Origin of the sequence: Streptomyces sp. SP18CS02 (assembly GCF_036322365.1) — a bacterium.
GTDB lineage: Bacteria > Actinomycetota > Actinomycetes > Streptomycetales > Streptomycetaceae > Streptomyces.
In genome coordinates, this window is sequence record NZ_JAQYXC010000275.1 from 66,832 (window position 1) to 88,825 (window position 21,994).

At 70.7% G+C, this 21,994-nt stretch carries 20 protein-coding genes and 1 pseudogene; 7 read left to right on the forward strand and 14 right to left on the reverse strand.

Going from position 1 to position 21,994, the window contains the following annotated elements; genetic code table 11:
- Positions 1-63: 63 nt before the first annotated feature.
- From PUR26_RS11385 to PUR26_RS11395, 4 genes are all read right to left on the reverse strand, one after another.
- Positions 64-975: a MerR family transcriptional regulator gene (locus PUR26_RS11385; RefSeq protein ID WP_329871733.1), complete on the reverse strand. Its 912-nt coding sequence runs from the start codon at positions 973-975 to the stop codon at positions 64-66.
- Between the two features lie 234 nt (positions 976-1,209).
- The gene (locus PUR26_RS34660) at positions 1,210-1,863 is read right to left on the reverse strand and encodes a WD40 repeat domain-containing protein (protein WP_443077036.1); all 654 of its coding nucleotides are present in this window, start codon (positions 1,861-1,863) and stop codon (positions 1,210-1,212) included.
- Positions 1,864-2,315: 452 nt separating this feature from the next.
- Positions 2,316-2,825 carry a DinB family protein gene (locus PUR26_RS11390; protein ID WP_329871735.1) on the reverse strand — a complete coding sequence of 170 codons (510 nt, stop codon included), beginning with the start codon at positions 2,823-2,825 and terminating at the stop codon, positions 2,316-2,318.
- 822 nt (positions 2,826-3,647) lie between these two features.
- Positions 3,648-4,289 (reverse strand): TetR/AcrR family transcriptional regulator, encoded by a 642-nt coding sequence (locus PUR26_RS11395; RefSeq protein ID WP_329871737.1) that lies wholly within the window; start codon positions 4,287-4,289, stop codon positions 3,648-3,650.
- A gap of 125 nt (positions 4,290-4,414) precedes the next feature.
- Between PUR26_RS11395 and PUR26_RS11400 the strand changes: the two genes are divergently transcribed.
- A complete protein-coding gene (locus PUR26_RS11400) occupies positions 4,415-5,206 on the forward strand; it encodes an alpha/beta fold hydrolase (RefSeq protein WP_329871738.1) in 792 nt (263 codons plus the stop codon).
- A gap of 168 nt (positions 5,207-5,374) precedes the next feature.
- Here PUR26_RS11400 and PUR26_RS11405 read toward each other — a convergent pair whose 3' ends face one another.
- The 7 genes from PUR26_RS11405 to PUR26_RS11435 all read right to left on the reverse strand — a co-directional run bounded on the left by PUR26_RS11405 (position 5,375) and on the right by PUR26_RS11435 (position 11,055).
- Positions 5,375-5,707 (reverse strand): winged helix-turn-helix domain-containing protein, encoded by a 333-nt coding sequence (locus tag PUR26_RS11405; protein ID WP_329871739.1) that lies wholly within the window; start codon positions 5,705-5,707, stop codon positions 5,375-5,377.
- Positions 5,708-5,712: 5 nt separating this feature from the next.
- Entirely contained in the window at positions 5,713-6,120 is a 408-nt protein-coding gene (locus PUR26_RS11410) for a hypothetical protein (protein WP_329871740.1), read from the reverse strand.
- A gap of 581 nt (positions 6,121-6,701) precedes the next feature.
- Positions 6,702-7,481, reverse strand: coding sequence for a calcium-binding protein (locus tag PUR26_RS11415; protein ID WP_329871741.1), 780 nt, complete (start codon positions 7,479-7,481; stop codon positions 6,702-6,704).
- Between the two features lie 188 nt (positions 7,482-7,669).
- Positions 7,670-8,050 (reverse strand): hypothetical protein, encoded by a 381-nt coding sequence (locus tag PUR26_RS11420; RefSeq protein WP_443077037.1) that lies wholly within the window; start codon positions 8,048-8,050, stop codon positions 7,670-7,672.
- Between the two features lie 329 nt (positions 8,051-8,379).
- Entirely contained in the window at positions 8,380-8,895 is a 516-nt protein-coding gene (locus PUR26_RS11425) for a lytic polysaccharide monooxygenase auxiliary activity family 9 protein (RefSeq protein ID WP_329871743.1), read from the reverse strand.
- A gap of 250 nt (positions 8,896-9,145) precedes the next feature.
- A complete protein-coding gene (locus PUR26_RS11430) occupies positions 9,146-10,138 on the reverse strand; it encodes an alpha/beta hydrolase family protein (protein WP_329871744.1) in 993 nt (330 codons plus the stop codon).
- A complete protein-coding gene (locus tag PUR26_RS11435; RefSeq protein WP_329871746.1) occupies positions 10,135-11,055 on the reverse strand; it encodes a zinc-binding dehydrogenase in 921 nt (306 codons plus the stop codon). The genes PUR26_RS11430 and PUR26_RS11435 overlap by 4 nt, the downstream gene beginning before the upstream one ends.
- Before the next feature lie 89 nt (positions 11,056-11,144).
- On the opposite strand from PUR26_RS11435, the gene PUR26_RS11440 reads away from it, so the two are divergent.
- Both PUR26_RS11440 and PUR26_RS34665 read left to right on the forward strand, forming a co-directional pair.
- The gene (locus tag PUR26_RS11440; RefSeq protein ID WP_329871747.1) at positions 11,145-12,089 is read left to right on the forward strand and encodes a LysR family transcriptional regulator; all 945 of its coding nucleotides are present in this window, start codon (positions 11,145-11,147) and stop codon (positions 12,087-12,089) included.
- A gap of 42 nt (positions 12,090-12,131) precedes the next feature.
- Positions 12,132-12,432, forward strand: a pseudogene (locus PUR26_RS34665) (precorrin-6A/cobalt-precorrin-6A reductase); the annotation flags it as partial.
- On the opposite strand, the gene PUR26_RS11450 reads toward PUR26_RS34665, so the two are convergent.
- Positions 12,396-14,450 (reverse strand): PA14 domain-containing protein, encoded by a 2,055-nt coding sequence (locus PUR26_RS11450; protein ID WP_329872008.1) that lies wholly within the window; start codon positions 14,448-14,450, stop codon positions 12,396-12,398. The pseudogene PUR26_RS34665 and the gene PUR26_RS11450 sit on opposite strands and share 37 nt — an antisense overlap.
- Before the next feature lie 499 nt (positions 14,451-14,949).
- Here PUR26_RS11450 and PUR26_RS11455 point away from each other — a divergent pair, with 499 nt between their 5' ends.
- The 3 genes from PUR26_RS11455 (at position 14,950) to PUR26_RS11465 (ending at position 18,134) form a co-directional block, all read left to right on the forward strand.
- Complete coding sequence (locus PUR26_RS11455) at positions 14,950-15,303, forward strand: hypothetical protein (protein WP_329871748.1); 354 nt, start codon at positions 14,950-14,952, stop codon at positions 15,301-15,303.
- 1,052 nt (positions 15,304-16,355) lie between these two features.
- Positions 16,356-17,012, forward strand: coding sequence for a hypothetical protein (locus PUR26_RS11460; protein WP_329871749.1), 657 nt, complete (start codon positions 16,356-16,358; stop codon positions 17,010-17,012).
- Between the two features lie 897 nt (positions 17,013-17,909).
- The gene (locus tag PUR26_RS11465) at positions 17,910-18,134 is read left to right on the forward strand and encodes a hypothetical protein (RefSeq protein WP_329871751.1); all 225 of its coding nucleotides are present in this window, start codon (positions 17,910-17,912) and stop codon (positions 18,132-18,134) included.
- Here PUR26_RS11465 and PUR26_RS11470 read toward each other — a convergent pair.
- Complete coding sequence (locus PUR26_RS11470) at positions 18,131-19,093, reverse strand: helix-turn-helix transcriptional regulator (RefSeq protein ID WP_329871753.1); 963 nt, start codon at positions 19,091-19,093, stop codon at positions 18,131-18,133. The genes PUR26_RS11465 and PUR26_RS11470 overlap by 4 nt on opposite strands.
- 62 nt (positions 19,094-19,155) lie before the next feature.
- Here PUR26_RS11470 and PUR26_RS11475 point away from each other — a divergent pair, with 62 nt between their 5' ends.
- Entirely contained in the window at positions 19,156-20,433 is a 1,278-nt protein-coding gene (locus PUR26_RS11475; RefSeq protein WP_329871755.1) for an epoxide hydrolase family protein, read from the forward strand.
- Between the two features lie 483 nt (positions 20,434-20,916).
- On the opposite strand, the gene PUR26_RS11480 is transcribed toward PUR26_RS11475, so the two are convergent.
- A complete protein-coding gene (locus tag PUR26_RS11480) occupies positions 20,917-21,696 on the reverse strand; it encodes an alpha/beta fold hydrolase (protein ID WP_329871757.1) in 780 nt (259 codons plus the stop codon).
- Between the last annotated feature and the right edge of the window lie 298 nt (positions 21,697-21,994).

The following is a 21,994-nucleotide window of genomic DNA, read 5'->3' on the forward strand; positions in this document are numbered from 1 at the left end:
TGGCATCACCGGGTCGGGATGGTGGGAGAGAGTTGGGGCAGGCGAAGGCCGCTGGGACGTGTCCTAGGTAGCGGGTGAGTCTTGGGCGGAGAGTTCTTCGGCCAGTTCCATACAGCGCAGACGGGCCGGGGAGAAGTCGTAGGGCATCTTGCCGGTGGCTTCGAACGCGCTCATGGAGTCAGCCTCCCGCCTGTGAGAGCCGAGGTCGGCCTCGTCCTCGCCGTCATCGGCGGTAGCAGGGTGCAACGTTTCCCAGGTGTCGTAGAGGGCATCGTCGTCCTTCCCCAGGCCGGACTCCTCGATGACGGCCTGCAGGGCGCTTTCGAAGGCGTGCCGCTCGACGGCCACTTGGACCACCCGTGGATCATCGACGGCGACGCTGTCATCGAGTGCCTCCTCGGCCTCGTCGATGCGGTCGGAATCCTCCCGCAGGGTGGGATGCGTGGCCAAGGCGACGAAGCGGGTGGCCTGGACGGCCGCGCCGAGCGGGCCGAAGATCCGCTCAGTGACCAGCAGACTGTCCAGGTCCGCGTGGCGCAGGGAGCCCTCAGGCAGGCTCTTGAGGCGTTCGGTGACGAAACCGGAGAGCAGGCCCATCCGGCTGCCTTCGGTGCGCATCCGCTGCACGACGGTCCGCTGCCGCCGCAATTGCGCCTCCTGCTCGGCGAGAGTTGCCTCCAACCGCTCCAGGATGCCCGCTATCCCGTCTCCGCTGTCCGCACCGGCGGAAGCCATGCCGGTGGTAAAGGCGTCACGGATGTCGTCCAGGGCGATCCCGGCATCGGCCATCCTGCGAATCCACAGCAGGCGGATCATGTCCTCGTACCCGTAGCGGCGGCGGCCGTCGCCGCCCCGCTCAGGCTCGGGGAGCAGCCCGATCTCGTGGTAATGGCGAATCGCCCGTGGCGTGCTGCCGACGAAGGCCGCCGCGTCACCGATCTTGACCTGGCGGGGTGGCGTGAAAGACGAATGCATGAGCAAGGACCTTTCCTCAAGGGATCGGGACGTAAGTCCACCGGACCACATGCCGCTACGGAAGGTGCAACCCCATATACAGGGCCCCGTTGCGGAGCGGCCGGTTCGCCAACCGCGTCCGGGCCGGACACGCCACCGTCCATGTACTGCTGAAGCCGACCCGAGGGCTGCACCAACGCCTGGAGGCCATGGGAGGAGATCGCTCCCTTGGGTCACCGGGGAAGCTGAGGCCCGTCAACACGACCGTGCCGCCCTCCGGGCCGCGCGTCTCCCCTCCGGCCACTGGCCCCACCGCGCGGGGACCATCCGCTTCTGCCCATGCGCCGGTGTGTCGGAGTCTCCCCCGCGGGCCAGTCCGTACCCATAACGCAAGTGCTCGTGGCGGAGGCCGGCGAATCCGGCAAGGGGCTGTCGTGCGGATGCGCGTCGTGGTTTCGGGCACGGCTCAGGGGCAGACCCGGTGGTACGCGACTCCGTCAGGTACGTAGCGGTGCCATTCCTTCTCGTGGGCCGTACGGTTCCGTCGGCGCTGCTGGTGGTGGCGAGGGCGTCCCCGTCCGGGGCGAAGATGGCCGACTGCACGCCACCGGTGTGACCGGTGTACAGGGCCAACTGCTGGTGGGTATCGATGTCCCACAAGCGTACGGTGCGGTCGTCACCGGTCGTCGCCAGTGTCTGGCCGTCGGGGCTGACCGCGACGGACACGACGACGCCGGTGTGGTCAGTGAGAGTGGTGAGGCGGCGGTGGGTGGTGACGTCCCACAGCCGCAGTTCTCCGCCTCCGCCCGCCGTGACCAGGATGCTGCCGTCCGGGCTGCAGGCAACGGAGGCAATCGTTCTGCTCACCGCTTCGAGGGTCCGAGCCGACGGTGGCTCCGGGTATCCCACACATGCACCGCCGAGGAGGGGAAGCCGCCGGTGACGAGGGTTCCGCCGTCCGGGCTGAAAGCCGTCCAGCCGGACCCGCCCGGGAGGTCACTGTGCCGGTGGAGCGGACCGCGGTGGACGTCGGCGGCGCGTGCGACGGACGTGATGGTGATCTTCCCACCGTCGGCGGTGGGCCTGTCGAGGGCCTTGAGGACACCGGGCCGTCGGCGGCCGGAATCCGCGGCCCGCGCTCGGGCCGGATGGTCCAGTGATGTGGCCACGCCCCACCGCGGGTCCGGCTCCGGCGCACGGATGCCGGGCACGCCCGCCGGGAAGGGAGCCCTGGAGCGGGGGCCGCAGTCCGGCGACGTCTCCGGCGGCCCTCGGTGCGGGATCAGCGCTGAGGAGACGGCGCGAGCACGAGGACCCCGTGTCGGTAGCCCGAACCGGTCCCCGCGCAGGAGCACACCGCTTCAGCCGACCGGTGTGGTGCCGTCGAGGACTTGCTCGCGCAGGATGTCGGCGTGGCCGCAGTGCTGGGCCAGTTCACGCAGGACGTGCAGGTAGACCCACCGCAGCGGCAGCGGGCCCCGGCGGTTGCCCTGTACGACATCGTCGAGCGTGAGCCGGGCGGTGGCCTCGCGCGACGCCGCGCACGCCTGCCGGTAGGCGTCCTGGACCGAGGCGACGGTGTCGGCGTCGTCGAGATCGAAGGACTCGTCGGGCGTGGCGGGAATGCCGATGTCCGCGCGGGACCGGCAGGTGATCGCCTCGTCGAACCAGACCTTCTCGACGAACGCGGCGTGCTTGAGCAGGCCCAGCAGGGTCGTCTTGGAGGTGACCAGCGACCTGCGGGCCTGCTCTTCGGTCAGCCCGTTCAAGCTGTCGTGCAGCGCGGAACGATGCTCGTCGAGGAACACCTCGAACTGATCGCGGAACGCTGCGTGGAAGATGGCCGGTTCCACTGTCGGCATGATCGTCATGACCTCAACCATAGTTGCCCGCTCCTTGCCTCAAGCCGCTTTTCCGGTCCGCATGACGCGTCTTCGATCTCAGTCGGCGGCGGTGCCGAACCGCTTGGTCAGGTGGGCGAGCGGTCCCGCTGGTCGTCGCCCGCCCGTGCCACGGACCATACGGACGCAAGCAACAGGGATACGGGGAATCCGCGATCCGGGCGCATCGCCTCGCAGGGGTTTCAGCGCCACGTCCCGCGTACGCCGGCCGAGCGGGTCGGCCGCAGCCGACGTCGTAGCGGACGCCGACCGCGGAGGTCACCGCGGTCGGGGTCGGTGCCCGGCGTCGTCCGGCGGCCCGTATGTGCCCCCGAAGAAGACCGGGCACGGGCGGAGAGGCGGAAGGGGCCCTGGGCCCGATGCCGCTCCGAACAGGCTGGTGAGGTCCGCCGGCCGAGAGGGAGTTCCAGTCGGCCGCGCCCGTCCGCCCGCAGGCCGCTCTGCACACGAACGAGGCGGTGTGCTCCCACGCGGTGTCCGTCCCCGCTTCCCGGGGCGGGGGCTGCGGGGGGTGTCTCGCGCGCTCGTTGCGGTCGGCCGCTCCATAGCCGGCCTCGGGAGGCGGCTCGCACATCCCGGCCGGCCGCGGGGCCGGCAGAAGTACTGCAGCGGCGTCCCCACCGCGCTCTCCGGGTCCAGCCCGAACCCGGGCAGGCAGTCGGCCACGGGACGTCCAGCCCGACCGTGCCCTCGACTGTCCGCGGCCGATCGGAGTCCCCCGCGTACGGGCAGGTGCGACGTCACTCTACGTCCCGGGGTCGGGCGCGGCCGGTACAAAGGAACGGGTGGTCGTCAGCAGGGTGCCGACGGCACCGCCTCGCGCGGCGCCTGCGGCCACGCCGCCATCGCCGCGTCGACCACTCGGTCCAGCGCGTCCCGCCCCGCGCCGTCGCATGCCTGCTGGTTCATCCCCTGAATGACCGCCGCATAGAAGGCCGCCAGTCCGTCGGCGTCGACGTTCGCGGCCAGCAGCCCCGCGTCGATGTCGGCGCGAATACGGGTGGCGATCGCGGCCTTGGCCTCCTCGCGCATGTCGCGCAGCTTGGCTTTCACGTCCTGCGAGCCGGGGCCGCAGTTGCTCGCGGCCGTGATGATGAGGCAGCCCGGCGGGTGACTGGGGTCGGTGTAGTCGGCGGCGAGGTGCCGCAGCATGGTGGCGATGTCCGAGCGGGCTTCCTGGCCCTGCGGTATCGGGACTCCGTGCACGCGTACGTAGAGCCGCACGGCCTCGTCGAACAGCTGCCGCTTGTCGCCGAAGGCGGCGTACAGGCTCGGCGGGTTGATCCCCATCGCCGCGGTGAGCGAGGCGACCGAGGTCGTCTCGTAACCGTGGGTCCAGAACTCGCGCAGGGCGGCGGCCAGGGCCTGGTCGCGGTCGAAGGCGCGTCGGCTCCGCTTGGGGGCGGCCTTGGCCGGGGTGTGTCCGCTGCTCATGACCGCAGCCTACCGCCAGTCCGTAGCGATCGCTAAAGAAGTTCGGCTAGAGTCACCCCATCACCCAGCTTTAGCGACCGCTAAAGCTGGGTGATGACCAGCCGACCCCATGAGAGGGAACCCCGATGACCACGAGCGCACCCGCTGCCTTCGCCCGCACCGTCCGCGGCGCCGGCCCCGGCCTCCTCCTCGCCCACGGGGCGGGTGGCGGCATCGAGGCCAACTACGGACCGATCATGGATGCGCTGGCCGCACAGCACACCGTCGTCGGGATCGACTACCCCGGCGCCGGCGCCACCCCGAAGGCCCAGGGACCCCTGGAAATCGATGAGCTTGTGGAACAGCTGATAGCGGCGGCCGACGCCGAAGGGCTCGACACCTTCGCGGTCAGCGGGTACTCGCTCGGCGGCCCCGTCGCGATCCGCCTCGCCGCGCGTCATCCCGAACGGGTCAGCTCACTCGTGCTGAGTGCGACGTTCGCGTACGCCGACACCCGCACCGCCCTCGCCGCATCCATCTGGCACCAACTGTTCGAATCGGGTCAGCACACCGTGCTGACCCAGTACCTGAACCTGATGGCGCTGAGCGAACCGGTCCTGAACTCCCTCACCCCGGCCCAGGTTCAGGCCGCCGCCGAGCAGCTCGCGCCTGCCCTCCCCGTCGGCACCGGAGACCAGGTCGACCTGGTCCGAAGGGCCGACGTCCGCGGCGACCTCGCCGGCATCTCGGTACCGGCACTCGTTGTCGTCACCACCGCCGACCCGCTCATCTCCCCGAACCTCCAGCGGGAGCTCGCCGCCGCCGTCCCCACCGCCGAGGTCGCCGAACTGCCGACCGGACACCTGCCGTTCGCCGAGCGCCCTCAGGAATGGGGGAAGCTCATCAACGACTTCCTCGCACGGAACCGAAAGCACTGACCGGGCCGGTCTGCCCGTCACGCCCTCCCTCCCATGACGGGACGCACCGCAACCGTCGACGGCCGGATGACTCCCCACCAACTGGCCGCCGACGGAGACTCCCGGCCGGCCCTTCCGACCGCTCCGTCGGCCGGCGTTCCGCGCGGCCGTGTGAGTGGCCCCCGCCTGTCACCGCAGGGGGCCGGCGATCGCCGTGAGCGCGGCAAGGTGACGCCGGTACATGGCTGCTCCGTCCTCGGTCAGACGCAGCCAGGTCCGCGGCCGACGTCCGACCTGCCCCTTCTCGACTGCCACCCAGCCCGCTTCTTCCAGGCGCGAGACCTGTTTCGACAAGGCGGAGTCGGTGATTTCGACGAGATCCCGTACATAGGCGAACTCGGCTTTCTCCACAGCAGCGAGGGCCGCGACGATCGACAGACGCACAGCTGAGGCCAGCAGGGGTGCGAGGGCGTGTCGCGGGTGCGGGCCCTGGCCCGTGTCCGCCGAGGATTCCGGCCTCATGCGGATCACTCCTCCCGCCAGGCCGCCGCGGCGGCCGGCAGCGCGCAGGCGAAGGCAGCCACGGTCGCGTAGGCGAGACTGTCCACGAAGACGGTGAGGCCGAGGGCGAGCGTCAGGACATGGACAGCCGCCCAGGCGCCGATCACCTTGAGGTGCAGCCGGCCGTAGCCATGCGGAACCACAGGCTGTCGCGTGGCGAACAGGGACAGCCCCATGACCACGAGTGCATTCGCCAGTGTGCTGGTCAGTGTCCCCACCGGTCCATGCCACAGCAGCACGGCGGGAACCAGGACAAGCTGCCAGGTCGCGAAGAGCCATAGGTATCCGACGTACCAGCGGCTTCGCCCCCGCGCAGTCGCCTCGATCCCCGCGATCCCCTTCAACGCTGCGGCTGCACCGATCTGTTCGCTCATCGCACGCCCCTCCCGTCGTCTCCAGAGCAGCCCCTTGTCCACCCCGGCATCTACTTTCCAGAGTAGCAAGTACTTGCCATATCGGGACGTCGGCTGCGCCGGTACGCGGCAGGCCTCCGGTACGAGGCCTCCGGACCGAAGTCGGCCGGCCCGCCTCCGCCCTGACGGACGGTCCCCGCCGGGGACTGCCGCCCACAGCCGGCGAGAGGTCTCCGAAGCGCCGTCACATCCGGGATTCGAATCGCGACCCGGACCGGCGAAGGCGCGGTGAGGGCGCGGAGTGCACGGCAAGGTCCACGAGATGCCCAGGCCGAAGACGCCATCAGCGAAGAAGGTGTCAACGAAGGAGGCGGCAGCGAAGGAGGTGCCCGCCCGCGCCCGTCGCAATGCCTCCTGGCGGGCACGCGGTGAGTGCGTCCTCCGCGGCCGGAGCCTGATGCGTCGCGGCAGACTCCGGTCACCGCCAGGGTGCGGCCGGAGCGCGGCGCGGGCGTCTCGGCTTCCGGGGTCCGGGCCGCGTGCTGTGCACGCCGCCGACGGGCGGCGCCGGCGGGACGGGGCATCCGGGGCCCGGGGCGCGCCTACGGGAGAACGACGTCGCGGCCGGGACCGCCTTCCGCGGTGTCCTTCCCGGGGCCGCCGCCGACCAGGTCGTCGTCGCCCTCGCCGTGCAGTGTGTCGTCGCCGGGGCCGCCGAGGAGGATGTCGCGGCCGTCCCCGCCCATGGCGTGGTCGTCGCCCGGGCCGGCGTGCACGGTGTCCGCACCGCCGTAGGCCTCGATCATGTCGTCGCCCCTGCCACCCCACAGCCGCTGGCCGGTGTCGTCGCCCATCAGGTGGTCCATGCCGTCGCCGCCGTCCAGGACCGCGCGCCCCATGACCATGTCGTCCCCCGCGTCGCCCCGCACCGTGTGCGCGGTGTGGGCGTGCAGCGTGTCGTCGCCGGGGCCGCCGTGGACCGTGGCGACCGCGGGGTCGCTGGTGACGATCGTGTCGTCGCGGTCGCCGAGAAAGACGTCGATCCTGTCCGGCCGGGGGCTGCCGGTGGGCAGGGGCAGTTCGCAGACGACGAAGGTGTCGTCCCCGGGTTCGAGGTACGCACAGTGGTCGCCGGGTTCGAGCGGCACCGCGTCGCGGAAACCGATCCGCCGGACCCCGGCGCCGAGGTCCATCGGGATCACGTGGAGGTCGTTGGCCTGTCCCACGGCGGCGGTGAAGACGATCGACCGGGTCGCCCAGTCGGCGCCGACGCGGGCCTTCGTCCCGGTGGAGGCGGGGGCGGCTGCCGCCGGGGCGGCGGCGAGGCCGGTGGCGATCAGGGTCACGGCGACAGCGCGGGCGGTGGCTCCGTGTCGGTTCATGGGACCTCGTCTCGATGTGGCGACCGATGGGCCGACCTGATGGCGGGATGGGTGGCTGCCGGGGACCCGGCGGGCGGTCGTGACGGCAGCGTCCTGATGACCGGCCCTCCTGAACGGGGGCCGGCGTGTGGGGTGTTCGGGGCGATCCACCGCGCCGCGGCCGACGCGCCGCGGTGCTCCGGATGTCCTCATGGTGGTGCCGCCCGGCCCCACTCGTCGGCCGCCACCACGAGGCAGGCCGCGACCAGGACGACGTTCTTGATGATGTACTGGCCCTCCAGGGTGGGGACCGGCGCGCCCCCCTGCCACATCTCCCCGGAGAGCAGCAGGAGCGCGGAGAAGACGCCGGCCATGTGGGCGAAGAACCCCACCAGGACCACGCGGAGCAGCACACCCGTGACGAGGCCGAGGCCGATGGCCGTCTCGGACGCCGCGAGCACCCGTAGCACCATGTCCGGGGGCAGCAGGCCGAAGGTGAGCTTCGTCGCGGCCCGGACGGCGACCCCCTCGGCGGGGCTGGCCGTGGGGAAGAACTTCAGGACGCCGAACCAGAGGAACACCGTACCCACGCAGACCCTGAGGAGCCCCGGGCCGCACCGCTGGACCCGGCCGGCCAGGCATCGGGCCGCCCGGGTGGACCGCCCGCCGTCGGTTCTCTCCGGGGCGAGGCCCCGAGAGGGGCCCGGCCTTCGCTCGCCGACTCTCTCCACCGCCGTACCCACCCTTTCGCATGTGCTCGCACGCGGTCGTCCGAAGGCTCCCGGCCGCCGGGCGGCCGGGAGAGGAGAGGGCCCGGTGCCCGGAGCGGGCAGTACACCGTCCGCTCCGGGCACCGGGGCTCCGGCCGGCCCCGACAGGGCCGGTCCGTCCCGGCGGGGCCGGGTGGTGCGGCACCGCGTCAGCTCACGTTCACGTCCACGCAGGCGTAGAAGGCGTTGGCGGTGTCGGCGATGTTCCACACGGCCAGGACCTTCTGCTTGCCGGTCAGGCTGCCGAAGTTCACCTGGTGGGTGACGGTCTCACCCGGCCGGGCGCCACCGTCGTTGAACTCCGCGATCTTGCGGCCACCCGCGTAGTACTGCCAGGTGCTGGTGGCGTGCCGTGCCGTCAGCCGCCAGTTGAAGCTGGTCGTCCGGCCGACCGGGGTGACCTTCCAGCCCTTGCTGTCGTTGTCGAGCTCGGCGAAGGCGGCGTTCCCTCCGCTGCAGCTCATCAGGCCCTTGGGGCCCTCGACGCTCTGCGGCTCGTACTTGATGGAACCGCAGGAGACCACACCGGCGGCACACTGGGCCTGCCGGCTGGGGGGCGAGGATATGTAGCCGTGCGCGCTCGCGCTGCCGGTCGGCAGGCTTACGGCCAGGAGCGGGGCGATCCCCGCACCGATGGCGGCGGCCAGCATCTTCTTGCTCTTCATGACAACTCCTGTGTGGGGGTTCGTGCCCACCCGAGGACAAGGTGAGCATGAGCATGTCAAGCAGCGGCTCCATGACCGCGGGGACGGCCAGGGGCAGCGAAGTGAGCGTACCCTGCTTGGTCTAGACCAAACCAGACCCAGGCGCGCCCCCTGTGTCCGACTGCCGCGGGTCCGGCGGGATGAGCGGTCCCCGCGACGCGATGGACGGGCACAGGCCCCTCCCCGGCGACGGTCTTCCCGGCGCAGCGGTTCATGCTGGTCTTCCCCCCAGGGTGTGCGCGAGGTGGTCGCTGAGGCGGGGCAGCCAGTCCGGCCGTGCGTTTCCGAGGAGGTGGTCGCCGTGTGGGACGGACAGGTAGGTGCCGTGCGGCGCCAGGCGGGCCAGGGGCTCGCCGTTCGTCACGCCGGGGATGACATCCTGGCCTCCGTCCACGACCAGCAGCGGAGCCGCGATACGGGGCGCCAGGGCGGCGAGGTCCACCTGCTGCACGAAAGCGTGGGCGGCGTCGGCTCCTCCGGCGCGCTGGGCCATGATGTCCCGTACCGGCTGGGCCAGTTCCTCCCAGTCGAGGCGGAAAGGACCGCTGACGGTGGCGACGGCCGCCACGCGCGGCTCGAGCGCCGCGGCCCGGGCCGCGAAATAGCCGCCCAGACTCAGCCCGACGAGCCCGATGCGTGCGGCGCCGAGGGCGTCGATGGCCCGGCCCACGATCCGCTCGTAGTCCGGCACGAACGTCGTGGTGGCCGCGAGCACCCCCTGACCGGGGCCGTCCATCGCGAAGACCGCCAGTCCTCGGGCCAGCAGCGCCGACACGAGGTCGAGGAACTCCTCCTTGGCCGAGTCCAGTCCGGGGACGACGATGACGGTCCCCGGCGCGTCGGAGGGACCACGCAGCCAGCCGGTGAACCCCTCACCGTTCACACGCCGCGCTCCGGGCTCCAGGATGGTGAGAGCTCCGCTCAAGGCGTGATCCGCCTCGACGGCCGCACGACGTGCTTCCTCGTACGGCGCCAGGGTGGCCAGGTGAAACCACCGGGCCGCCACCAGCAGGTACTCGCCCGTCGAGCGGGCTGATGCCGCCTCCTCCGCGCGCTTGAGGTAGCCGTGTCCGGTGCGACGGAAGGCCGGGCCCCAGTCGGCGATGGAGATGAGGCCATCGGTGACGCGCCGGTACTCGTGCGGGTCCACGCCTGCGCCGGTGGCGCGGGTCCACTGGGCGGCGGCGAACTCGGTGGGGTTCATCGTGCTCCTCCGGCCAGCAGGACGGCCTTGCCGCGTATCCGGCGCTCTCGCAGGTCGACCAGGGTTTCGGCGGTCTGTGTCCAGTCGGCGATGCGGCCGATCTCCGGGTGCAGCCGGTCCTGCTCCACCAGGCCCACCAGTGCCGCGAGATCGCATCCGTACGGTGCCCCGGCGTAGTGGAAGTGCTGGATCGTCACGCGTTCGGGCCCGCCGAGGAGGTGGAAGAAGTCCAGGGTCACAGGTGTTCGGCTCGCCTGGCCGAACCAGATGAGCAGGCCGCCCGGGCGGACCTTCGACAGGGCGAGTGGCAGATCCGGCCCGCCGGCGGACTCCAGCACGACGTCGAACGGCCCTTGCGCCGTCTCGACCTCGTGCACCACCCGCGCGCCCAGTGCCGCGAGCCGCTCGCCGCGAGCCGGTGTGGCCGTCACCGCGGTCACCGCCGCTCCGGCCCCTACGGCCAGTTCGGCGACATAGTGGCCGACGCCGCCTGAGGCGCCGGTCAGCAGCACCCGTCGGCCGGCCAGGGAACCGGACGTACGCAGCAGCCGCAGGGCAGTGATCCCGGCCAGGGGCAGAGCCGCCGCCCGAGCGCTGTCGACGCTGTCCGGGAGCACCGCGAGCGAGTGCGTCGGCACGGCCGCGTACTCGGCCCAGCCGCCCTGTGCCGGGTGCCCGACGACGCGGGTACCGATGCCGGGGCCGGAGCCGTCGGCTGCCGCCTGTACGACGAGCCCTGCGATGTCCTTGCCGGGCAGCAGCCCCGGTCGGGGATGTTCGAGGAGGAATGTCTCGCCCCGGTTCGGGGCGAACGCCTCTACCTTGATCAGTGCCTCACCGGGCTCCGGCACGGGCTGGGAGACCTCGGCGAAGGCGACCGGGCGCGCCGATTCTCCCGTGGGGATCAGTCTTTGCATGGAAAGGATGCAACCTCCATGGCCACCGTGCGGTCCAACAACGCACAGGCAGAGCCGACAACTTATGGTTGTCACCTATGGTGGGAGCCATGGATCTCGACGTGGCGCAGGTACGGGCCTTTGTGCGCACCGCCGAAGAACTGCACTTCGGCCGGGCCGCCGGGACGCTCGCGATCTCCCAGCAGGCGCTGTCCAAGAGGATCGCACGGCTGGAATCCCTGCTCGGCACCGAGCTCTTCCAGCGCGGCGGCAACGGAGTACGCCTCACCACGGCCGGACGGCGTTTCCTCGCACCTGCCCGGCAGGCCGTGGCCGCCGCCGATGCCGCAGTCGCGGCGGTGTCCGGGGAGGAACATCCGCTCCGCGTGGACGTCTGGGGACACCTCTACGCGCCCATGCGGACGCTGGCCCAGGTCGCCGGACGAGCCGGGGAACTGGCTCTGGGGCACGGGCGCGACCTGCCGTCGGTGACGACGGCACTGCTGCGCGGCGACATCGACGCGGCCTTCGGCCGAGTCCATCCCCCGTTGCCCGTGGGGCTGGCGCACCGCCTCGTCCGTCTCGAACCGGTGGATGCCGTACTGAGCACCAACCATCCGCTCGCGGCCGAACCGGCTCTGCGACCGGACCAGTTGCGCGACAGCACGCTGTGGGCACCCGGTGCGCTGGACCGGCTCGACTTCCTCCACCGGTTCGCCGACCGATTCGGCATCCAGAGCACGGCCACGAGCGTCAACCTGGGGCTCGCCCACTTCCTGGCCGAGGTGGCGGGCGGGCCACGAAGCTTCTCGCTGGTTCCCGCTGATGTGCCACTGCCGGAGGTCCCGGGATTGCGCTCCGTCCCCCTGATCGACCCCACGCCGTTGTACGCCTGGTCGCTGTTGTGGTGCACCGGAAAGGGACACCCGGGGCTGGGCGGCCTCGCCGCCGCCTGCGCCGAGGAAGCCGGGCGAAACCGATGGCTGGAGTACGACCCGACCCGCGACTGGCTGCCTGAACCACCCACGGGTGATCCCGGCTCCGGACGAGCATGATGTCGTCGAAGCGGGCAGCGCCGATGCCGGACCGGATCCTTCCTCCTCGGCCGGGGCCCCTTCACCCCCGGCGGCGAGCGCGCTGCTGCTCCGGCACCGGACGGACGTCCTCGTCACAGGGAGACAGCGGGGCCGCCGCGACCGCTCCGAAGCTCGAAGCGGCCCGCGAGGCGGGATCGCCGTGCTCGTGGTCCGTCGGCCTCCCGTTCTCCAGGGTGTGGGAACGGCCGCCCCCGTGGAGGAGGCGGCCGCTTGGGTCATACGTCGGACCCGGGGGCGTCGGGCCCAGGAACCTGTCCCGGTCCCTCAGACACGGTCCTGGACGACGGTGTACCACGGGTAGACGCCGGCCACGCTGCCGTCGGCCCGCACGGCCTCCAGCGTGTAGAAGTACGTATTGCCCCTGGTCGCGGTGGAGTCCGCGTAGCTGCGCGTCTCCACCGGCAGCAGTCCGCCGGGCAGGGGCTCGTACGCCTCGGTCGCCGGGTTCCACCGGTTGGCCCGGTAGCCCGTGACCGACGGGCACAGATAGGTGTTCTCGCAGCGCCAGTTGGCCGTCGGTCCGTAGCCGCCGCTCGTCACCGTGTCGTGCGACACGAGGCCGAACGGCCAGTCGCTGTGGACCGGCACGGACGGCCGGACCTCGAGCTCGGTGGCGTCCACGTGGGTGACGCCCGCGGCACCCGGCTGCAGGACGTTGCCCCAGCGGTCCTTGGCGACGACCGCGTACACATACGTCTCACCGTCCGGCAGGTCGCCGCAGAGGACCGCGAGCGGGTCGCTCTGGCCCTCCCGGCACTGGGAGCTGACCCATGTGACCGTGTCGTCGTCCACCCGGACGCCGGTCCAGACGGTGTACCGCTCGATGTCGTCCTCGTTCGAGGCGGCCCAGCTCACCAGCACGCCGTCCTTGCGCGGGGTGGCCTTCACGCCGGTGACCGGGGCGGGCGCGACGCGGTCGGCGGTGCGGACGGTGACCGGTCCGGACAGCTCGGACTCGTTCCCGGCCGCGTCGACCGCGGTGACCGCGTACGTGTAGTACGCGCCCTGGGCCATGCCGGTGTCCGTGCAGTGCCCTTCCATGGGGTCGGAACCCTGCACGTTGTAGTAGGTGCAGGTCACGCGGGTGAGCTGGGTCCGGTCGAGCGTGGCACCCGGCGAGCGGTAGACACGGAAGTGCCCGCCGTTGTCGTGGTCCTGGAAGAACTCGCCCGGCATGTTCCAGTAGATGTGGTTGCCCTCCGGCCCGACGCCCGAGGTGATGTGGGTCGGGGCCTCCGGCGGGGTCCGGTCGACGCCGTCGCCGGCCGCCGTGTCGGAGAACGCGCCCGCGTTGCCCGCCACGTCGATGGCACGGACCTGGTAGTACCGGTACCTGTTCACCGGCGCGGTCCGGTCCTCGTACATCGCCCCGCTGGTGCTGCCGAGCAGCGTGAACGGGCCGGTGGCCGTGTCGGCCGCGTGGACCTCGTAACGGTCGGCGTCGGCGACGTCCTGCCAGCGCAGGGTGTTGATGTACGAGTCACCCTGCACCGTGATCCCCGTCGGCGCCGCCGGACCTGTGCGGTCAACGGTCGTGGCGGTGACGTCGGGGCTGCCGGTCGACTCGCGGCCGGCCTTGTCGACGGCGCGGACCTCGTACAGGAAGGTCTGGCCGGTCGCGGGCGGCGCGTCGACGAAGGAGGGGGAGGTGAGCAGCGACGTGCCGCCGACGTTCGCCCACTGGGTGGTGCTCAGCCTGCGGTACACGCGGTACCCGGCGAGGTCCATCTCCTTGTTGACCGACCAGCGGAGGGCGGTCTTGGCGGTGTCGCGGTTGTACGCGGCGGTGAGGCCGGTGGGGTTCAGCGGCTTGACCGTGTCGACGCTCGCCTGGGTGCGCGCGGCGTACGTGAATCCGGCGTAGGCGGAGCCGGTCCAGGCGACATAGTCCACGCGAATCGTGTGCCGGCCGGCCGGGAGGCTCAGGTCGAGGGTCTTACGGGCGGTCGCGGAGACGTTCTTCCACAGGTCGATCTTGCGCACGCCGTCGACGTAGACGCGCATCCCGTCCTGGGTGGCCGCGGAGATCCGGAACGGACCGCCGGAGCCGAAGTCCCTGGTGAGGGACCAGCGGATCGAGAAATTGTCGTTCGGCAGCGTGACGCCGGCCGGGTCGCCGGAGCCCATGTTCTCGGCGATGGCCGAGTCGCAGGCGGTCAGCTTCGGGGTGCCGCTGAACGAGGTGTTGGCGAAGTACTGCGCCGTCCACGCCGGAGAGGTGCAGGTCACGGCCGCGGAGGCCGGGGCGGCGGTGATCAGGCCGCCGGCGGCGGCGAGAGCGGCCGTCGCGGCCAGCGTGCTCAGCCGGATACGAGTCATCACGGAGAAAGGGGCCCCTTCCGGACCAAGGCGGATCATGTGTAATGCCAGACACTGGTGTGACTCGTGAGGCGGGGGCAGGGTTGCCCCCGCCTCGTACGTTTTTTCGGCGGAACGCCCTTATACCGGTGGGGCGTTCGACCGCTCACCCGTGGCGGCGCGGCATCCGGTTGCCGTGCGGCATGTCGTACGCTCAGCTGCGCCCAGTGAGCGGACGGTCATGGCTGCTTCGCGTTCGACCGATTCCTCACCGGGGCGATCGACTACGACCGCCGACGGCCTCTCCCCGCCGCCGGTCACCTCGCTGCCCGCCGCCCGCGTTGCCGGCAGAGGGCCCGGCTGGGTGAGGGCGGGCAGGAGCCGCACCCTCATCCTCGCCTCGCCGGTGGTCGTGCATCGCTTCGCTGATGAGTCGGGACGGCCGGACACGGCCGACGTCAGGCCCAGGGGTCGTCCCACCGGACGCCCGGGCGCGCGTTGTCGAGTGATCGAGGGTCCGGTGGAGTCCGTTGTCGTCGACATGTGCCATCCACGGCACATCGTCGAGGACGTCTGCCAGGCCATCCGCGGTCAGATCATCAAGCGTTGCCCGCAGATCGTCCGGGACGGGATCGTCTACGAGGCAGAGCCAGGCCAGTGCCGCCGGCACTCGGACATCCGCGGGCTGTGTGCGATCAGCCCAGAGGGCATGGGCCCAGGACGCGGTGCCGGCGGCAGCGTGCTCACGGCCGAGCTCGGCAACGGCCAGCACGAGGCTCGCGCGGACCCGGGGAGTGTTCTCGTCGATCAGGCGAGGCACCGTCAGGGGGGCCACCGAGCCGACCGTGCCCTGGTGAACGACACTCCCCCATAGCAGGTCCAGGGGCCTGCCCGGCCGTCTCGGCGTCCTGGGAGCGCAAGCGGGCCAGTCGCTCAGGCACATCGTCACCCGGGCCGTAGGCATGCCCGAAGCGGCTCCAGGCGACCTCTTCGAGAAGGAAGCCGTCCTTGTCGTCCTTCGGCATGGCCGAGATCACCGCGCGCACGTCGAGCTGAGTTCCCTCGTACAGCCCGAATCCGTGGGCACGTACCTTCTCGGGATCGAATACCAGCTTCCTCGGACGTCATGCTTCTCCCCCGTTGCGCCTGCGTTCGGTTCCCCCTGTCGTAGCACGCTGCGCCGACACCGCCTGACGGGCGCCCCGGCTCACCTCCGGCTCCCCGGTGCATGTGCCAGATCACCACTGCAGCATCCGCTGCACCCCCGCGACGGAGCTCGTCAACGAGCTGGTGAGGCCGCCGACGAGAAGCAGCTGAACGACACCTTCACCCGCCCTGGCTCTGCGCGGACAGCCTCGACCGCCGCACCTTCGACGGCGTCATCATCGAGACCGGCGCCGACTCCTGCCGCCTCGCCGGCACCGGAGCCCGAGCCGAGGAACCGCCAAGGCCGGCTCGGTGTGACAGCTGCCGCTCTTGGCGCGAGCGACGAGGGCCTCGTGTTCGACTTCCTGACACAGCGGCGGGTTTCCCTGTCGGTCGATCAGGACAGACAGCACACTCGGAGACGTCTCCGCCGTCGATCCCCATGCGATCCACGCGCCAGGAGTCAAGGGGCTGATCGAGTGGGGCTCCACCGAAGGGGCCGACGAGCACTTCTGGCTGATCGATGCCGAGCGGCCTGGCGATCACCTCGTTGCGTCGCAGGCGCCTGCCAACTCGGTGGGTGCCCGCTGTTCCGGGCCGTCCACCTGCGGGTCCGCCAGTTCCTGCGAGCGGGGTGGCGGGAAGCACGCAGACCGGGGAGCCGCTCGTGGGGTGAGGCAGGCGGGGCGCTGATGGCGGGGTCGAAAGGCATTTGGTGCGCTCAGCCCTGATGCGCTTAAGTGTCCACGTCAAATGAACAACATGCACGAGGGGCTGACGTTGAGCAAGGCAATACGGGGAATAGCGGCCGGAGTGGTACTGACAGCCGTACTGACGGCTTGCGGTGGTTCGGACGACGGTCTGGACGCCTTCCGCGGGGACGGCGACAAGCCCCCGGTCACACTGACGCCGGACATGGTCCGCACCGCCCTCCCCAGCAAGGCGAGCGCCCCCAAGGGCTTCGAGGGCGACGACATCGAGGTCGAGGTCGGCGACGAGGCCGTCGAGGCTTGCGCCGAATCGACCGAGTCCAACTGCGGCGGACTGCTCAGCATGGGCGGCACCGACTTCGACACGGATGACAGCGGCAGGGGCGACAGCTCCGAGTACGACGGTGAGGTCGTCTTCGGCATCCTGGCGTTCCAGAGTCCGGACGACGCCAGGGCCACGTACAAGGCCCTGGTCACCGAGGAGCGCCGCAAGGCCGAGAAGGACGGTAAGAAGGCGAAGCCGGTGGAGATCGCGGCGGGTGCCGAGGAGACCGAGGCGTTCGAGGACGCCGAGGGCGAGACCATGGTCATGATGCGCATGGGCAGCGTCGTCACCGTGGTGAACGGCGATGGCACTTTTGTGGAGAAGCCGAACTACAACGACCTCGCCAAGCTCCAGGTCGACCGGCTGAAGGCAACCGCCCAGGGCATGAACCCCGACGCCTGATCCTCTGAGCCTCCAAAGCTCCGAAAGCTCCGAAAGCTCCGGCGTGAGCCTCCGAAGCCCCGGCGCCGGCCGACCCCCGCCCGGCCGTGAGGCGTGGGCGGCCGCCGGGCCGGGTGAGGCGTTAGGTGCCTGGGCAGCTCCAGGCCCTCCGGGGCCGAGGGGACGCGTCGCAAGGCGGAGGAGAGTGTCGACGGGGTGAGGGTCCCCCGTGCCCGGAAGGCTACGGGGGACATCGTCGACCGAGGACAACGCGGCGAGGCGCGATGCCGGGCGTCGCGAGCCCGGCGAGACCGGCAAGACACTCCCCAGGTCGTGGCCGGAAGGTCTCGCCTTGACCGACTTGCTGCTGGAGAAACCGGCGGTCAACCCCGTCCTCCGTGAGGTGGGTGACGTAGGAGTGGCGAGCGGAGTGGACGGTCAGCGCCTTCGGGAGCTTCAACGCGTCGCGATAGGCGACGAACCCTGGTCAGCCACAGTGACCACTCGTCCACGTGGCCGGGCGTCCAGGCCCGCGGGTATTCGTTGGAGTGCTCCAGAAACCGCCGTACGAGCCGTTCCCGGGCGGTGACCGTGTCCTCACGGAGCCCGCGAGCGGCTTGTTGGGCCCGCCAGCCCCGCACCATGGCTTCGACCATCGCGTCCTGCGGACGCAGCTGGGCTGCCCCGGAGACCAGTTCCAGGCGAGCTGCCCCCGCCAGCTCGGCGCGTCGCTGTAGACCCACTTTCACCCTCCCCTTCAGAGGGCAAATCCTGCATCAGATGGGATTTGATCGCCAAAGTCCCAGCTCAGGTCGCTAAGTTGCAGGAGGGTAGAGTCCTCGTCGGATCCTGCCCTGACCTCGTGGCCTGCAATTTCCCGCCCGTCGACGCCTGCTCTGGAAGGAGGGTGGCCGCCGAGTGGCGAAGATCATGGAACCGGATGCGGCGGAGCCGGGAACGGTGAAGCGGGCTGTTGACGTGCCAGGTGAGAGTGGCCCCTTCGATGCGGAGCTGGTTGAGCCAGGTGCGGACGTCTTTGGCGGCAAGTCTGGCCAGCGCCTCCGTGCGCGCGCCGCCGTAGACGCGGACGCGTTTGCCGGTGTTGCCGGGGGCGAGGACCTATTGGGCGGCTTCCTCGTCTAGACCCGCTCTATGGCATTCAGGCAGCGGGTGGCCTGTGCGCGAAGGGCATCGGCCAGTTCGGTGGGAGCCTCGACGAGGGTGAAGTCGGTGTCCACCGATGTGATCATCCAGGCGAGGTCGCGAGCGGTGCCGGCCCCCAGGTGCAGCAGACAGCTGTCATCGTCGACCGGCTCGACGACCCCCATGCCGGGCCAGAGGCGGTCGGCGACCACGGTGGCGGGTTCATGCAGGGCGATGGTCGCTTGGAGGGGCCATGTCCGCGCCGACAGGCGGCGGGCCACATAGGCGGCCACGTCACCGCCGGGGAGTTCGCGAGGTGTGAACCTCGGGCCGGGCGGAGTACGTGGCACCAGACGGTCGACGCGGAAGGTGCGCCAGTCGTCGCGGTCGTTGTCCCAGGCGACCAGGTACCACTGGCGGTCGAAGCTGACCAGGCTGTGGGGCTCGGTCGACCGGACGCTGGACCCGATGCGGGGGCTTGTGTAGTCGAAGCGCAACCGCTCCTTCCGGCGGCACGCGTCGGCGATCACCATGAGGGTGTCCGCCGAGACCTTGGGGGCTGGTGCCGCTCCGGCCCGGACAATGGCGGTGTGCAGGGTGGTGACCCGGTGGCGGAGCCGGGAAGGCAGCACCTGCTCCAGCTTGGTGAGGGCACGCAGGGCGGACTCCTCGATTCCGACGACCGAGCCGGACGCCCCGGTGCGCAGGCCCACGACGACCGCGACGGCCTCCTCGTCGTCGAGCAGCAGCGGCGGCAACCCGGCCCCGGCGCCGAGCCGGTAGCCGGCGGTGCCCTGGGTCGCTTCGACCGGGTAGCCGAGGTCCCGCAGGCGCTGCACATCACGACGCAGCGTGCGTCGGCTGACGCCGAGGCGTTCGGCAAGATCGGCCCCCGACCACTCACGAGGGGACTGCAGCAGTGACAGCAGCCTCAGCAGCCGCCCGGAGGTTTCCAGCATGGATCCAGGATGCCGGACTCTTAGGAAGGGAACCGGCCTAAGCGAGTCGTAGCGTCACGGCCATGACGAACACGCCCCCTGACCTCCGCCCGTTCCGGATCGATGTCTCGCAGGATCAGCTCGACGACCTCCGGTCCCGCATTGCCACCACCCGCTGGCCGGACGAACTGCCCGGCGTCGGTTGGAGCCGTGGCGTCCCGGTGACATATCTGCGGGGCCTGGCCGAGTACTGGCTCACCGCCTACGACTGGCGGGCACACGAAGCGGCGCTCAACGCGTGTCCCCAATACCTGACCACCCTTGACGGGCAGAACATCCACTTTCTGCATGTACGGTCACCCGAGCCCGGCGCCACACCACTGATGCTGCTGCACGGCTGGCCCGGGTCGGTGGCCGACTTCCTCGACGTCATCGGTCCGCTGTCCGATCCCCGGGCGCATGGTGGCGATCCTGCCGACGCCTTCCACCTGGTCATCCCCTCACTGCCGGGATTCGGCTTCTCCACCCCGCTGGCGGGGCCGGGAATGGACTCGGCCCGTATGGCAGCGGTGCTGGCCCGTCTGATGGCCCGTCTCGGCTACACGCGTTATGGCGTTCATGGCTACGACACCGGCTCGTGGGTTGCTCCTCGGATGGGCGGACACGCCCCGGAGAACGTGATCGGCATCCACGTCAACGCCATGATCGCTTTTCCGGTCGGGGAGGAGGGCGAGACGGACGGCCTCACCGAGGCCGAACAACGGCGCTGGCAGGCCATGCAGGACTTCAACGATGGCTACCTGCAGTGCAACTCCAAGCGCCCGCAGACCGTCGCCTATGCGCTCACCGATTCCCCGGTCGGCCAATTGGCCTGGACGGTGGAGACGTTCAAGGAGCTCACCGACCCGGCGGACGGGCTGCCCGAGGACAGCGTCGACCGGGACCGCGTCCTGACCCAGGTCTCGCTGTACTGGCTGACAGGCACCGCCGCCTCAGCCGCCCAGATCTACTACGAGGAGATGACCGCGAGCACGTGGGACGGGGGTGAGGGTGCCGACGAGCCGAGCGCGGGCCCCGACACCGCCGCTTCCCAGGGGCCCGCATGGAGTGCCGAACAGGACGACCGGGCGGCCGGCCTACGCGGAACAGTGCCCACCGCCGTACTGCTCTCCACCCACGACGTGACCGTCCGGCGCTGGGCCGAACGCGACCACAACATCGTGCGCTGGACCGAACTCGACCGCGGCGGCCATTTCCTCGCGATGGAAGCGCCCGACCTGCTTGTCCAGGACGTACGTGAGTTCTTCAGGAGCATACCGACAGCGGAACCCAGGGGCCGACGCCAGAACAGCGCGTGGTGAAGGCCTCCGGACAGCCGCCACGCGGCATGCCGGCAGCACCCGGCACAGCGACCAGGCCGCGCGGTCGCGCGAATCCCAGCGAGGTGCGCACAGCCGGTACACGTGACACCTGACGCGCCCAGCGGCAGCCGTGGGCGTAGCTTGAGGGACTTGCCTTCGGCGGCCGCAGCGGCGCGGACCTCCTCCAGGCCCTCGTCGGTGAAGGGGACGTCCAAGGGCGGCATACCCCCGGTGCTTCTGGGCCTTGCTCACGAGGCCGGCGGGTTGTTGCCACCGCTGCCGGACGCAGACGGAACACACCGAGTGCACCCCGGGGAGTCCCTTCCGCGGGAGGCTGCGGAAGGGACTTGGCCACGTCGGCAGTCGTCGTGTCCTGGCCGGGAACCCTCGGACGGCCTCCCCGACGCGACGCCGGCGATGCCAAGGACAAGAAAGGACAAGAGACGGCCGAGCCCACTGGCATGGGAGTCGCCCGCATGTCGGCTATGCCTGGGTGTGGTCCGCGAGTGCCGCTGCGGTGGCGCGTACGAAAGCCTGCGGGTTGTCCAGCATGACGTTGTGGCCGCAGTCGGGGATCGGGACGACGGACACCCCGGCGTGGATGAGTGCGTCGGCGCCCGGGAGCGGACCGTCGGCCTCGGGCAGCAGGTAGGCGCGGGGAATCCTCAGGCCCAGCAGCAGTTCGCGCATGGTGGGAACGGTCCCGTGGACGAGATGGGTCGCGCTGCGGTGGAGGGCTTCCCGGCCGACGAGGCGCATGGTGGACCACCAGTGGGGGCCGACCCGGTCGCGCACCTCTTTCCAGCCGCCTGCCAGGAACTCCCGCTCGGAGTACGCGGCGATGCCGCTGCTGCCGCTGGAACCGGGCGCGCGCGGGATCGGGTCGAGGTTGGCGTCGACCAGTACCAGGCGGGAGACGAGGTGAGGGTGGCGGGCGGCCAGGACAATGGCCACGGAGCCACCCATGCTGTGCGCTATCAGCTCGGCGCCGGTGACGTCAGCGGAATCAAGGGCCGTCGCGAGAGCGTCGGCATGCGATTCCAGGGTGTAGCCGAAGTCCGTCGGCCTGTCGCTGATGCCGTGCCCGAGCAAGTCGATCAGCAGCGAACGGTGGCCGGCCAGCAGAGGGTGGACCGCGACCTCGGCGAAGTAGGCCGCCGACGTCGCGCCCAGGCCGTGTATGTAGACGCGGGTAGGCTCCTGGCCCGGCAGCTCCACCCAGCGGATCTGGTCTCCGTCGGCCGTCACGGTGGCGGTACGCACAGTCTGCTCCCCTGCAGTCAAGATCGGTGTCGGACGAGAGTAACCATCGAGGCCGGCAGGTCGCGGCCGGCCGTAACCGCAGCCCCTCCCTTGAACCCGAGAACAAGGCACCCCCGCCGAAGCCGCCTGCCGCGTCGTCATGGTTGAGGTCGTGTCCTCACGTTTGAGGTCGTGTCCCTGTCCTCATGCTTGAGATCGTGTCCTCATGCTTGCGGTCGTGTCCTCGAAGGCCCTTCTGCCGGCGGCTTCTTCGCAGTGCGCCACGTCCCGGTACGCCGTTCCAGTAGTACGCGTTTCC

Excerpts from the sequence above, each read along its gene's own strand:
- PUR26_RS11440 (WP_329871747.1), top strand. The coding sequence starts at position 11,145 with ATGGATCTCGACGTGGCGCAGGTACGGGCCTTTGTGCGCACCGCCGAA.
- PUR26_RS11415 (WP_329871741.1), bottom strand. The coding sequence starts at position 7,481 with ATGAACCGACACGGAGCCACCGCCCGCGCTGTCGCCGTGACCCTGATC.
- PUR26_RS11470 (WP_329871753.1), bottom strand. The coding sequence starts at position 19,093 with ATGCTGGAAACCTCCGGGCGGCTGCTGAGGCTGCTGTCACTGCTGCAG.
- PUR26_RS11410 (WP_329871740.1), bottom strand. The coding sequence starts at position 6,120 with ATGAGCGAACAGATCGGTGCAGCCGCAGCGTTGAAGGGGATCGCGGGG.
- PUR26_RS11475 (WP_329871755.1), top strand. The coding sequence starts at position 19,156 with ATGACGAACACGCCCCCTGACCTCCGCCCGTTCCGGATCGATGTCTCG.
- PUR26_RS11450 (WP_329872008.1), bottom strand. The coding sequence starts at position 14,450 with ATGACTCGTATCCGGCTGAGCACGCTGGCCGCGACGGCCGCTCTCGCC.
- PUR26_RS11385 (WP_329871733.1), bottom strand. The coding sequence starts at position 975 with ATGCATTCGTCTTTCACGCCACCCCGCCAGGTCAAGATCGGTGACGCG.
- PUR26_RS11400 (WP_329871738.1), top strand. The coding sequence starts at position 4,415 with ATGACCACGAGCGCACCCGCTGCCTTCGCCCGCACCGTCCGCGGCGCC.
- PUR26_RS11395 (WP_329871737.1), bottom strand. The coding sequence starts at position 4,289 with ATGAGCAGCGGACACACCCCGGCCAAGGCCGCCCCCAAGCGGAGCCGA.
- PUR26_RS11390 (WP_329871735.1), bottom strand. The coding sequence starts at position 2,825 with ATGACGATCATGCCGACAGTGGAACCGGCCATCTTCCACGCAGCGTTC.
- PUR26_RS11430 (WP_329871744.1), bottom strand. The coding sequence starts at position 10,138 with ATGAACCCCACCGAGTTCGCCGCCGCCCAGTGGACCCGCGCCACCGGC.
- PUR26_RS11425 (WP_329871743.1), bottom strand. The coding sequence starts at position 8,895 with ATGAAGAGCAAGAAGATGCTGGCCGCCGCCATCGGTGCGGGGATCGCC.
- PUR26_RS11405 (WP_329871739.1), bottom strand. The coding sequence starts at position 5,707 with ATGAGGCCGGAATCCTCGGCGGACACGGGCCAGGGCCCGCACCCGCGA.
- PUR26_RS11435 (WP_329871746.1), bottom strand. The coding sequence starts at position 11,055 with ATGCAAAGACTGATCCCCACGGGAGAATCGGCGCGCCCGGTCGCCTTC.